At 42.6% G+C, this 13,152-nt stretch carries 10 protein-coding genes; 8 read left to right on the top strand and 2 right to left on the bottom strand.

Annotated elements, in window-relative coordinates; all coding sequences use genetic code 11:
- Positions 1-6 precede the first annotated feature (6 nt).
- The 6 genes from purD to purB all read left to right on the top strand — a co-directional run bounded on the left by purD (position 7) and on the right by purB (position 5,580).
- On the top strand, positions 7-1,272 hold the full coding sequence (gene purD / locus NMM19_RS07045; RefSeq protein WP_178894406.1) for a phosphoribosylamine--glycine ligase: 1,266 nt from the start codon (positions 7-9) through the stop codon (positions 1,270-1,272).
- Positions 1,273-1,473: 201 nt separating this feature from the next.
- Positions 1,474-1,962, top strand: a complete 489-nt coding sequence (gene purE, locus NMM19_RS07040) for a 5-(carboxyamino)imidazole ribonucleotide mutase (protein ID WP_178894407.1) — start codon at positions 1,474-1,476, stop codon at positions 1,960-1,962.
- Entirely contained in the window at positions 1,949-3,040 is a 1,092-nt protein-coding gene (gene purK / locus NMM19_RS07035) for a 5-(carboxyamino)imidazole ribonucleotide synthase (protein WP_178894408.1), read from the top strand. The genes purE and purK overlap by 14 nt, the downstream gene beginning before the upstream one ends.
- Positions 3,041-3,991, top strand: coding sequence for a ketopantoate reductase family protein (locus NMM19_RS07030; protein ID WP_178894409.1), 951 nt, complete (start codon positions 3,041-3,043; stop codon positions 3,989-3,991). It begins immediately after the preceding gene.
- A gap of 8 nt (positions 3,992-3,999) precedes the next feature.
- On the top strand, positions 4,000-4,227 hold the full coding sequence (locus tag NMM19_RS07025; RefSeq protein ID WP_013904397.1) for a hypothetical protein: 228 nt from the start codon (positions 4,000-4,002) through the stop codon (positions 4,225-4,227).
- Between the two features lie 54 nt (positions 4,228-4,281).
- Positions 4,282-5,580, top strand: coding sequence for an adenylosuccinate lyase (purB, locus tag NMM19_RS07020; RefSeq protein ID WP_178894410.1), 1,299 nt, complete (start codon positions 4,282-4,284; stop codon positions 5,578-5,580).
- Positions 5,581-5,625: 45 nt separating this feature from the next.
- Here purB and strH read toward each other — a convergent pair whose 3' ends face one another.
- Both strH and NMM19_RS07010 read right to left on the bottom strand, forming a co-directional pair.
- Positions 5,626-9,558: an LPXTG-anchored beta-N-acetylhexosaminidase StrH gene (strH, locus tag NMM19_RS07015; RefSeq protein WP_254730703.1), complete on the bottom strand. Its 3,933-nt coding sequence runs from the start codon at positions 9,556-9,558 to the stop codon at positions 5,626-5,628.
- 269 nt (positions 9,559-9,827) lie between these two features.
- A complete protein-coding gene (locus tag NMM19_RS07010; protein WP_178894412.1) occupies positions 9,828-10,544 on the bottom strand; it encodes a GntR family transcriptional regulator in 717 nt (238 codons plus the stop codon).
- Between the two features lie 322 nt (positions 10,545-10,866).
- Here NMM19_RS07010 and NMM19_RS07005 point away from each other — a divergent pair, with 322 nt between their 5' ends.
- Complete coding sequence (locus tag NMM19_RS07005; RefSeq protein WP_178894413.1) at positions 10,867-12,654, top strand: beta-galactosidase family protein; 1,788 nt, start codon at positions 10,867-10,869, stop codon at positions 12,652-12,654.
- A complete protein-coding gene (locus NMM19_RS07000; RefSeq protein ID WP_178894414.1) occupies positions 12,651-13,127 on the top strand; it encodes a PTS system mannose/fructose/N-acetylgalactosamine-transporter subunit IIB in 477 nt (158 codons plus the stop codon). Before NMM19_RS07005 ends, NMM19_RS07000 begins: the two co-directional genes overlap by 4 nt.
- The last annotated feature ends 25 nt before the right edge of the window (positions 13,128-13,152 follow it).

Here is a 13,152-nt window from a genome sequence, read left to right as displayed (position 1 = left end):
TGTAAGATGAAGCTGTTAGTTGTCGGCTCAGGTGGTCGTGAACATGCCATTGCTAAGAAGTTGCTTGAGTCAAAAGACGTTGAAAAAGTCTTTGTAGCTCCTGGGAATGACGGGATGACTCTGGATGGTCTGGAATTGGTGGATATCTCTATTTCCGAACATTCTAAATTAATTGAGTTTGCAAAAGCCAACGATATTGCTTGGTCCTTCATTGGTCCAGATGACGCCCTTGCGGCTGGTATTGTGGATGATTTCAATGCGGAAGGTCTCAAAGCCTTTGGTCCGACAAGATTGGCAGCGGAGCTGGAATGGTCCAAGGATTTTGCTAAGGAAATCATGGTCAAATACGACGTTCCGACAGCAACCTATGGCACCTTTTCAGATTTCGAGGAAGCTAAGGCTTACATCGAAGAAAAAGGCGCTCCAATCGTCGTCAAGGCAGATGGGCTGGCTCTTGGGAAAGGTGTCGTCGTTGCGGAGACAGTCGAGCAAGCAGTTGAAGCCGCTCATGAGATGCTTTTGGACAATAAATTCGGTGATTCAGGCGCGCGCGTGGTTATTGAGGAATTCCTTGAAGGAGAAGAGTTCTCTCTCTTTGCCTTTGTCAATGGGGATAAGTTCTACATTATGCCAACGGCACAGGACCACAAACGTGCCTACGATGGCGACAAGGGCCCTAACACTGGTGGGATGGGTGCCTATGCGCCAGTTCCTCATTTGCCACAGAGCGTGGTTGACACAGCGGTTGACACCATTGTCAAGCCAGTCCTCGAAGGTATGATTAAAGAAGGTCGCCCTTATCTTGGTGTCCTTTACGCGGGGCTTATCCTGACAGCTGATGGCCCTAAAGTTATCGAGTTTAACGCTCGTTTCGGAGATCCTGAAACGCAAATCATCTTGCCTCGTTTGACATCTGATTTTGCACAAAATATTACTGATATTTTGGATGGCAAAGAGCCGACCATCACTTGGACGGACAAGGGTGTGACACTGGGTGTGGTTGTCGCATCAAACGGCTACCCACTCGCTTATGAGAAGGGTGTCAAGCTTCCAGCCAAGACAGAAGGCGACATCATCACTTACTATGCTGGTGCCAAATTCGCTGAAAATTGCCAAGACCTCCTCTCAAACGGCGGACGCGTCTACATGCTTGTCACAACAGCAGACACCGTCAAAGATGGCCAAAACATCATCTACAATGAACTCAACAAACAAAACACAGAAGGCCTCTTTTACCGAAAAGATATCGGTAGCAAGGCCATAAAAGATTAACAGATACTAACTTTGTCATGGCGAGCGAAAGCGAGCCAAACTAAGATAATGGTTGCCGTGGTGAAAAGACCAGAACAGCATCTGTTCTGGTCGGGGGAAACTTTGAGACCTTAGGCTCAAAGTTTAGGAATGAAACCGAAGGTTTGCTTCCGTCCCCACCACCTAAGACCATTATCAAAAAAGAAAAGGATATTATTAACTATGAAACCAGTAATTTCCATCATCATGGGCTCAAAGTCCGACTGGGCAACCATGCAAAAAGCCGCTGAAGTCCTCGACAACTTCGGTGTCGCTTACGAAAAGAAAGTTGTCTCTGCTCACCGGACACCAGACCTCATGTTCAAACATGCCGAAGAAGCACGCAGCCGTGGCATTAAGGTCATCATCGCAGGTGCGGGGGGCGCGGCTCACTTGCCAGGTATGGTAGCTGCTAAAACTACCCTTCCGGTCATTGGTGTGCCAGTCAAATCTCGTGCCCTTAGCGGGGTGGATTCTCTCTACTCTATCGTTCAGATGCCGGGAGGCGTACCTGTTGCGACAATGGCTATCGGTGAGGCTGGAGCGACTAACGCTGCCCTCTTTGCCCTCCGCCTCCTCTCAGTAGAAGACGAAACCATCGCGACTGCACTTGCTAATTTTGCTGAAGAACAAGGAAAAATTGCAGAGGAGTCTACAAATGAGCTCATCTAAAACAATCGGAATTATCGGTGGTGGTCAGCTGGGTCAGATGATGGCCATTTCTGCTATCTACATGGGGCACAAGGTTATCGCGCTGGATCCTGCGACGGATTGCCCGGCCTCTCGTGTGGCAGAAATCATCGTGGCCCCTTACAATGATGTAGACGCTCTTCGTCAGTTGGCGGACCGCTGTGATGTTCTCACTTATGAATTTGAAAATGTGGACGCCGATGGTCTTGATGCTGTTATCAATGATGGGCAACTCCCTCAAGGAACGGACTTGCTCCGCATTTCTCAAAATCGCATTTTTGAAAAGGACTTTCTCTCAAACAAGGCCAAAGTCACCGTTGCACCTTACAAGGTTGTGACCTCAAGTCAAGACTTGGCAGATATCGACCTATCGAAAAACTATGTCCTCAAGACGGCGACCGGTGGTTACGATGGCCATGGTCAGAAGGTCGTTCGTTCGGAAGCAGACTTGGAAGAAGCCTATGCACTAGCTGATTCAGCAGACTGTGTCTTGGAAGAATTTGTCAACTTTGACCTTGAGATTTCTGTCATCGTGTCAGGAAATGGCAAGGATGTGACGGTTTTCCCAGTTCAGGAAAATATCCACCGCAACAATATCCTGTCTAAAACCATTGTTCCAGCACGTATTTCAGCCAGTTTAGCAGAAAAAGCCAAAGCCATAGCAGTACGAATCGCTGAACAACTCAAGCTGTCTGGAACGCTTTGTGTAGAAATGTTTGCGACGGCTGATGATATCATTGTCAACGAAATTGCCCCACGTCCACATAACTCAGGACACTACTCGATTGAAGCCTGTGACTTCTCACAGTTTGATACCCATATTCTCGGTGTTCTAGGAGCACCATTGCCAGCTATCCACCTGCATGCCCCAGCAGTCATGCTCAATGTCCTCGGCCAGCACGTCGAGGCCGCTGAAAAATATGTCACAGAAAATCCAAGCGCTCACCTCCACTTATATGGTAAACTAGAAGCAAAGCACAACCGAAAAATGGGACATGTGACTTTGTTTAGTGATATGCCGGATAAGGTTGAGGAATTTGGGAAAGGGATTGATTTTTAAGTGAAAATAGCGATTCTAGGACTTGGAGTCATCGGGACCACTTATGCCTACGCCTTTCAAAAAGCAGGTCATCAAGTGGAACACGTACTGAGAGATAGTAAGAAAAACAATGCACCTAAGGAGTTGTCAGTTGATCTGCTAGATGGTCGTTATCATTCCAAAGGTGAGAACAAGCATGATACCTATGAGGTTCATGTGGCAGAAGCTGATTCGGAATATGATTTTATTTTTCTCAGTGTGCGTCATGGACTTGTCAAAGAAGCTGTGGAGACCTTGCGAAAAAACAATATCAAAGGCACCCTTGTTTTCTTCTGTAATTTCTGGGATACTCGAAAAGAGGTCCAAGAGTGGGCAGGGGATTACGACTATATTTTGGCCTTTCCGACAGCGGGTGGTCACATGCAGGAGAACCATTTGGATGGAGTCTTGTTTGATCATTTAATGCTAGAAGGTGAGCAAAAAGCACACATTTCTAACTATGCTGATCTGACGGCTTTACTAGTTTCTGCAGATTTGAAGTGGGAAGTGCCTCATGATATGGTCGAGTGGATTTGGATTCACATGGCGATTAACGCAGGTGTTACTTCGACAGCTGCGCGTTCGGGAAATCTGGAAAATCCAGAACAGCTGGCTTTGAACTTGATGAATAGTTCTTCGGAATTATCATTGGCCATCAAGGCCATTCGAGAGGCTTTGAAAGTCGTAGAAGCGCGTGGCGTGAATTTGAAGCTTTACAAAGCTGAACTCTTACCTTACAAAATTCCCGCTTGGATAGCCGGCAAAGCCATGAAAGTCATGTTTGCTAAAAATGAGCTGACCCGAAAAATCATGACCTTGCACAATGATAAACAGGACATTTTTTACTGCTGTCAAAGTGTTTATCAGACTGGTCAGGAGTTAGGTGTGAAAATGCCTATTCTGGAAGCAAATATGAAGGGAATTTCGATTTAGGAGGTCTTATGATTCAACTCATTGTCAACGCATTTGTTGAAAAAGAAAAGACGGGAGCAGTCGTCGAAGTCTTGTATGCTAGTAGCGATCACGAAAAAGTGAAAGCTAAGTATGAAGAGCTGACTGCTCAATATCCTGAAAACTATTTAGCTATCTATGATGTCCCGATGGATACGGATTTGAATACACTGGATCATTATCCGTCAGTGTGGATTGGGAAAGAAGAATTTGAATAAAGTGATTGCCAGTTGCTAACTGATGTGAAACATCAAAAGAAAGGAAAATTAAACATGATCGAACGTTACTCTCGCCCAGAAATGGCGAACATTTGGACTGAAGAAAATAAATACCGTGCTTGGCTTGAGGTGGAAATCTTGGCGGACGAAGCATGGGCTGAGTTGGGAGAAATCCCTAAGGAAGATGTGGCTTTAATTCGCGAAAAAGCGGACTTTGACATCGACCGTATTTTGGAAATTGAGCAGGAGACGCGCCACGATGTGGTTGCCTTTACACGTGCGGTTTCTGAGACGCTTGGTGAAGAGCGTAAGTGGGTTCACTATGGTTTGACTTCTACTGACGTGGTAGATACGGCCTATGGTTACCTCTACAAACAAGCCAACGACATCATCCGTCGTGACCTTGAAAATTTCACCAACATCATCGCTGACAAGGCGAAAGAACACAAGTTCACCATCATGATGGGTCGTACCCACGGTGTGCACGCTGAACCTACAACTTTTGGTCTAAAATTGGCGACTTGGTACAGCGAAATGAAAAGGAATATCGAGCGTTTCGAGCATGCGGCTGTTGGTTTGGAAGCTGGTAAGATTTCTGGTGCGGTTGGTAACTTTGCCAACATCCCACCATTCGTTGAAAAATACGTCTGCGACAAATTGGGTATCCGTGCTCAAGAAATCTCTACACAGGTCCTTCCTCGTGACCTTCACGCTGAGTACTTTGCAGTTCTTGCTAGCATCGCAACTTCCATCGAGCGTATGGCAACAGAGATTCGTGGACTTCAAAAATCTGAACAACGTGAAGTGGAAGAGTTCTTTGCGAAGGGTCAAAAAGGGTCTTCAGCAATGCCTCACAAACGTAACCCTATTGGTTCTGAAAACATGACAGGTCTTGCGCGTGTCATCCGTGGTCACATGGTGACAGCTTATGAAAACGTAGCCCTTTGGCACGAACGTGATATCTCTCACTCATCAGCTGAGCGTATTATCGCACCAGACACAACAATCTTGATTGACTACATGCTCAACCGTTTCGGAAACATCGTTAAGAACTTGACAGTCTTCCCAGAAAACATGATCCGCAACATGAACTCTACATTTGGTCTTATCTTCAGCCAACGTGCCATGCTTGCTTTGATTGAAAAAGGTATGACTCGTGAGCAAGCTTACGACCTTGTACAACCAAAGACTGCCCAATCATGGGATAACCAAGTAGACTTCAAACCACTTCTTGAAGCAGATCCAGAAGTAACTTCACGTCTCACTCAAGAAGAAATCGACGAGATCTTCAACCCAACATATTACACCAAACGGGTGGATGACATCTTCGAACGCATCGGTTTGGGTGACTAATTATAAAACAAAAAAGCGAGATTATATCTCGCTTTTTATTTGTGCTTAATCTTTTTTCTTGCTAAGTCCATATGCTGTGAGAGCAGCCATAAGACCTGTAGCAATCAACCATTCTGAACCTTGGCTTCCTGTCTCAGGAAGTTTATTTTCTTTTGCTACAGGAGCTGGTCCTTGAGGAAGTGCTTTGTTTTCCTTAGCAGGAACAGTTTCTGGAGCTGGTACATTTGGAATTTCTAATTTCGGTTTTTCTTCTGCAACAGGAGCTGGCACATTTGGAATCTCTAATTTTGGTTTTTCTTCTGCAATTGGAGCCGGTATATTTGGAATCTCTAGTGCTGGTTTTTCTTCCGCTACAGGAGCTAGTCCTTTTTCATCTCCCACATGCGTTACAGGAGTTCCGATTTCGATGATTTGAGCAACTGGTTCTTGAGCGACAACACTTGTAACCAATGTTTTAACTTCGCTTCCGTCAGCAGCAGTAGATACAGAATAGAAATGACTACGACGTCCCTTAACGCCTTCGGTTACTACACGAGTTTCTCCCTTAGGTAAGGAATCAGTTTCACGAGTGATAGTTGTAAACGGAATTTCTTCGTCCTCGATGACAACACGTGGTTTTGCATCTGCCACAGGAGCAACTCCTTCTTCGTCTCCGACATGAGTGACAGGAGTTCCAACTTCAACAACTTGGTTGACAGCTTCTTTTGTGACTTTTTCTTCAAGAACTGTTTCGGTTTCTTTACCATTTTCAGTAGTAACTGAGACGTAGATTGTACGTTCGCCTTTGGCACCTTCAGTGACAACTTTTTCTTGTCCTGCTGGAAGGTTAGGATTTTCCTTCTTGACAGTCTCAAATGGAATTTCTTCCGTTCTTGTGATAAGCTCTGGTCGATTTTCAACGTTGGCAGCAACTTCATTTTCGTCAAGACTTCCTGAGTGAGTTGCAGCTGGTTTGAGGCCAAGTCTTGCAGCTTTAAGGTTGGCTACAAGCGTATCCAACTCAGCTTGTTTATTACGGTTGAGATTGTAGTTCAGAGCATCTTTAGCAGCCTTGAGAGCATCGAGGCTTTCTGTGCTATATCCTTCTAAGTTTTCAGGGATTTTAGCAAGTTCCTCACGTAGAGCCTTGTAGTCAGCACGGAAGTAGTCTTTGTTGTGGTCTGCAAAGGCAGTCATGAGTTCAAAGATTTCTTCTTCCTTGTACTCAGCTTGAGGTTTGTCTGCCCAGATGGCTAGCATACTACCAGTTGTTGGAAGATTGACTTCCGGATACTTGGTTGAAGCTAGTTGCTTGAATGGTACTTTTTCAGTATTTTCAATTGCTTTTGATAGAGGGTAGGCTTCGTCATTTTTATGATTGCCTAGAACATAGTACCAGTCTCCGTTAGTGTTAAGGATTTTGTAACCCTTACTTGCTAGATATTGAGGAGATGCAAGGTTGTAACCCCACCAGCCTTTAGACCAGTAAGAGATGATGACATCTTTATCAAACTCAACATCGTCATTATCATCGTAGTAGAAGCCATCGTTAAAGGCCATTGGCTGTAAGCCTTTTTCTTTAGCCATAGCAGCTAGACTATTTGAGTACTCAGCAAATTTACCATAGAGGCCATACCACTTGAGGTAGTACCAACCTTGAGCATTGGTAGCATCATTGGCATACTCATCTGTACCATAGTTAAAGATCTTAGTCTTACCTGCAAAGAAGTCCATGTACTTGCCAATAAGGGCTTTTGTAAAGTTCATTGCTTCTTCGTTTTCAAGGTCCATGGTTGTTTTTGAAACTTTATCAAAATTAGCTTGAGGGTTTGCGATGCCTAATTTTTCCATAGCGACAAGCATAGCATCCATGTGACCTGGGCTGTTGATAGCAGGGATGAGCCCGAGACCCTTATCTTTAGCATACTGGATAAGTTCAGTAATTTCAGCTTGGCTCAGAGTAGTTCCATTTGGATCATCGTAGTAAGCTTTTGTTCCTTCAATGATGGCATTTTTTACATCGTCGCTTGCATAGGTCTTGCCGTTTGCGGTGATCGTCATGTCATCCAAAAGGAAGCGAAGTCCGTCATTTCCAAGGAGGAGATGAATGTCAGAGTAACCAAGTTCGCTAGCCTTATCTACGATACGTTTGAGTTGATCTAAAGTAAAGTATTTACGGCCAGCATCGATAGAAATGACTTTATCTTTAGCAACTTTTTCAACTTCACGTTTAGCTTCTTCTTCTTTTTGAGCTTCAGGAGTGAAGGTCAAGTTGCTAACGGCTTCTTGGAGTTTTGCAATTGCTTGGTCAATGCTATCTTGTTCAGCACGGCTAAGGTTGCTATCAAGAGAACGAATGGCTTTTTCAGCTTCTTTAACAGCTGTTACGCTTTCGGCTGTATAGCGACTAAGGTCTGTTGGAACTTCTTTAAGAGCTTGTTCAGCAGACTCGTAGTCGGCAGCGAAGTACTCAGCGTTAGAGTTTGCGAATTGACGCATAAGCTTGAATAGGCGAGATGGAGAGTAGCGTGCAGATGGAGTATCGGCCCAAGCAGCTACCATACCACCGATAATAGGAATATCCGCACCTTCAGTTTTTGGAACAGAAGTAATCGGTGTGCTCTTAATACCATTCAAACCTTGGTCCAGGTTATACCAACCTTGCCCGTCAGCATTACGTCCGAGAACATAGTACCAAGCATCATTAGTATTGAGGATTTGGTGTCCTTTTTCAGATAGAAGTTTAGATGAGGCAACATTGTAACCGCCCCAACCACCAGTCCACATAGACACGATAATGTCTTTATCAAAGGTACCGAAAGTAGTATCACTATTATAGTATATACCGTCGTTAAAGGCCATTGGTTTCAGACCATGAGATTTGACGATATGAGCTAGGTCATTAGCATAGGCGATAAATTTATCATAACCCTTATCTGGGAAGCCATCTTCTGGATACCATTTATAGGCTTGAAGCACACTCCAACCTTTGGCATCAGTAGCATCGTTAGCATACTCATCCAACCCGATATTGAAGATTTCAGACTTTCCAGCAAAGTAAGCAGCGTATTTATCAATCAAAGCTTTTGTAAAGGCAACTGCTTTTTCATTATCAAGGTCAACAGTACGTGCAGATTCTTTACCAAAGTAGTTGAAGTTAGGTTTTTCAATACCAAGTTCTTTCATGGCATTAAGGATAGCATCCATGTGACCTGGGCTATTGACTGTTGGGATAAGTCCAATTCCTTTATCCTTAGCATAACTAATCAAGTTAGTCATTTCACTTTCGGTTAAATGATTACCGTTTGGATCATTGTAGTAGGCATTTGTTCCATTTTCAATAGCACGTTTAACATCGTCGCTTGCGTATGTTTTGTCCCCTACAGTTAGAGACATATCATCAAGCATGAAGCGCAAGCCATCGTTTCCTACTAGGAGATGAAGATCAGTGTAACCATAGTGTTTGGCTTTATCGACGATTTCTTTCAGTTGTTCAGGAGAGAAGTATTTACGCCCTGCATCGATTGAAACGATTTTCTTTTTAGCCAGTTTTTCATTGACTTGAGCTGCTTTCTCTGTAGCGACTGCGGGTGCTTCGACCTTAGCAACTTCTTTGTTTTCTTCTTTTTCTTTTTCAGATTCTGTCTTTTTAGCTTCTTCAGTGATTTCTGCCTTAGCTGGAGCTACTTCTGTTGCAAGAGGCTCTTCGACGGCAGGTGCAGAAGCAACTTCAGCTTTTGGAGCTTCAGTAGTTGTTACTGGAGCGGCTGGAGACGCTTGAGCTACGTTTTCTGTTGTTGGAGTAGTCTCGAGCTTTTCTTCACTCGTTGGTGGAGTGACTTCTCCAGTAGTTTGGACAGCAGACTGATTCTCTGTTGTAGCAGGCACAACTCCGTCAGCAGCAACAGCTTGAGCCTGAAAGGCAAAGCCAATCAATACAGAAGCTGCCCCGATTGCATATTTACGAATAGAGAAGCGCTGTTTATTTTCTGGTTTCATTAAAAAACCTCCCTTTTGAATTTTTGATAGCGTTTTCACATACTAATCCTATTGTATGTTCTAACTAAAATAAAGTCAAGTTTTTGAGGAAATTACTATAAAAAATAGAATAATTTATAAATTAAGATATATTTTTCTAGTTTTGACTATTTTTTAGTAAAAAGGTTACTAATTATAGAATTACCTGAAATACTGTTCTCAAGAAAGGGAGCTAATGCTATAATGGGTATATAAAAAACCTGAGGCAACAGCCTCAGGTTTTTTAAAAATTAGTGATCACGGTCACAAGAGATGAATTTAATTTTGTAGAAATCAGAACGTTTATAAGTTTCGATGTATTCCAAAACTTGACCGGTTGCTTCAAGCTTAGTTGTCTTAGTTTGGAAGACAGTTGGAAATTTAGTGTCGATTCCTAAAATAGAAGCGGCATGTTCTGGAGTCGGAAATACAATTTCGTTAATTTCTTCAAAATGCTCGTCATTCATGTGAATGTGGTAGTCCAATTTGAAACGAGTATAGATAGAACTATAGTATTCAAGATTTGGATAGTTGGCATTGATGTATTGTTCAGGAATGTATGAACTATGATAGATATAAGTGATACCGTTTGTTTCACGAACACGTTCAATCTTGTAATAGAATTGATCGCCACGTAGGCCAAGTTTTTCTAAATATTTAAGATCGTTTCCGCGTTCGATAGAAAGAACAGTTACTTTATCATCTTTGGTTTCGAAGATTTCTACATCAGAAAATTCAACGAGTTTATGCTTGCGGGCACGAGCTACGAAAGTTCCTTTACCTTGTTGACGAACAATGTATCCGTCTTTAGCAAGGTCATTCAAGGCACGAACTACTGTGATTGAACTAACATCATACATGGAAATCAATTCTGCTTCAGTGTAGAACTTATCTCCACTAGCAAATTGACCAGAAATAATCTTATTTTTTAATTCATCTTTAATGTATTGATACTTTGGAATTGCCATAATTTCACCTCATTTTTTCCTTCTCCACATATGATTTTAACATAAAATCGGGGAAAATAGTAGAAAAGCACTTAAAAAAATTAAACTATCAGAATAAGAAATTAGAATACAAATAAATAATTCGTGTTTTGCTCCTTGTTTTAGTTAGTTATTCAGAATGCTGATTTTATGGGATTTGTGGAGATTTTTAGAAAAGATTCAGTAAAAAAATAGAAAAATTTTAAAGAAAATTTCAAAAACTATTGACATTATTCCCCGATTGGTTTATAGTTGATATAACAATAAATGAAAGCGCAAACTTTTCGCTTTTAGGGGAGGAAGAATGGCAAGATTTGAAATTAAAGATGATTTCTATCTGGATGGGAAACCATTCAAGATTTTGTCTGGGGCCATTCACTATTTTAGAGTTCCTGCGGAAGATTGGCATCATTCATTGTACAACCTCAAAGCATTAGGCTTCAATACAGTTGAGACTTACGTCGCTTGGAACATGCATGAACCTGTTGAAGGACACTTTAATTTTGAAGCTAATCTTGATTTAGAGAGATTTCTTCAAACTGCACAAGATTTGGGCTTATATGCAATTGTACGTCCTTCTCCATTTATCTGTGCAGAGTGGGAATTCGGTGGTTTACCCGCATGGCTCTTGACCAAGGAGATGAGAATTCGGTCATCTGACCCGGCTTTCATTGACATGGTTGGTCGCTACTATAATCAGTTGCTTCCGCGTCTAGTTCCGAGATTATTGGAAAACGGTGGGAACATTCTCATGATGCAAGTAGAAAATGAGTATGGTTCCTATGGCGAGGACAAGACCTACTTGAGGGGAATTCGACGTTTGATGGAAGAACGAGCAGTTACTTGTCCGCTTTTCACATCAGATGGACCATGGCGAGCAACTCTTAAGGCTGGAACCTTAATTGAGGATGATCTCTTTGTGACAGGGAACTTTGGTTCCAAGGCTACTTATAATTTCTCGCAGATGCAAGAATTCTTTGATGAGCACGGCAAGAAATGGCCACTCATGTGTATGGAATTCTGGGATGGCTGGTTCAATCGATGGAAAGAACCAATCATCAAGCGTGAACCTGAGGAATTAGCAGAAGCTGTCCACGAGGTTTTAGAGCAAGGCTCTATTAACCTTTACATGTTCCACGGTGGAACGAACTTTGGTTTTATGAATGGTTGTTCAGCTCGAGGAACCATTGATCTACCACAAGTAACATCTTATGATTATGACGCTCTTCTTGATGAATCTGGAAACCCAACTGCTAAATATTTTGCAGTGAAAGAAATGATGGCGACTTACTATCCTGAGTATCCGCAATCTGACCCGCTTTACAAAGAGAGTATGGAAGTTGAAAACATTCCACTGGTCGAGAAAGTTTCTCTTTTCGAAACCTTGGATAGCCTGACAAGTCCGATTGAAAGTCTCTACCCTAAGAAAATGGAAGAGCTGGGACAAGGTTACGGATATCTACTCTATCGTACGGAAGCAAGTTGGGATGCGGATGAAGAACGCATTCGAATCATTGACGGACGCGATAGAGCTCAACTCTTTATCGATGGTAAATGGGTGGCAACACAGTACCAAACAGAAATCGGTGAAGATATCTTTTATCAAGGTAAAAAGAAAACGCTCTCTAGATTTGACATCCTTATTGAAAATATGGGGCGTGTCAACTATGGACACAAATTCTTAGCAGATACACAGCGAAAAGGGATTCGCACAGGTGTTTGTAAAGATTTGCATTTCTTGCTCAACTGGGAACACTATCCACTTCCATTAGATAATCCTGAGAAGATTGATTTTTCTAAAGGATGGACAGAAGGGCAACCAGCCTTTTACGCCTTTGACTTTGAAGTTGAGACTCCAAAGGACACCTATTTAGATTGTTCTGAGTTTGGTAAAGGGATTGCCTTTGTCAATGGTCATCATCTAGGACGCTTCTGGAACGTTGGTCCGACCCTATCTCTTTATATTCCACATAGTTACCTCAAAGAGGGTGCCAACCGCATCATTATCTTTGAAACTGAAGGGGAGTACAAAGAGCACATACATTTAACTAGTAAACCTACATTTAAACACATAAAGGGGGAAAACTTATGACAATAGTAGGATGCCGTATCGATGGACGTTTAATCCACGGTCAAGTAGCCAATCTTTGGGCTGGGAAGCTAAATGTTTCTCGCATTATGGTTGTAGACGACGAAGTTGTTAACAACGATATTGAAAAGAGTGGTTTGAAACTTGCTACACCACCAGGTGTAAAACTTAGTATCTTGTCGGTTGAAAAAGCGGCAGCGAATCTTCTTGCTGGTAAATATGATAGCCAACGTCTCTTTATCGTGGCTCGTAAACCAGACCGTTTTCTTGGTTTGGTAGAAGCAGGTGTTCCGCTTGAAACTCTCAATGTCGGCAATATGTCGCAAACACCAGAAACACGTGCTATCACTCGTTCTATCAACGTAGTTGATAAAGACGTGGAAGATTTCCGCAAATTGGCGGAAAAAGGTGTTAAACTTACTGCTCAAATGGTTCCAAATGATCCAGTTTCAGACTTTTTGAGCTTATTAAAATAGGAAAAAATTTTTAGGAGGTCATTGT

The sequence above is a fragment of the Streptococcus sp. CF8_St5-17 genome (assembly GCF_024295665.1).
Lineage (GTDB): Bacteria > Bacillota > Bacilli > Lactobacillales > Streptococcaceae > Streptococcus.
This window is presented reverse-complemented; position numbering and strand designations above follow the sequence as displayed.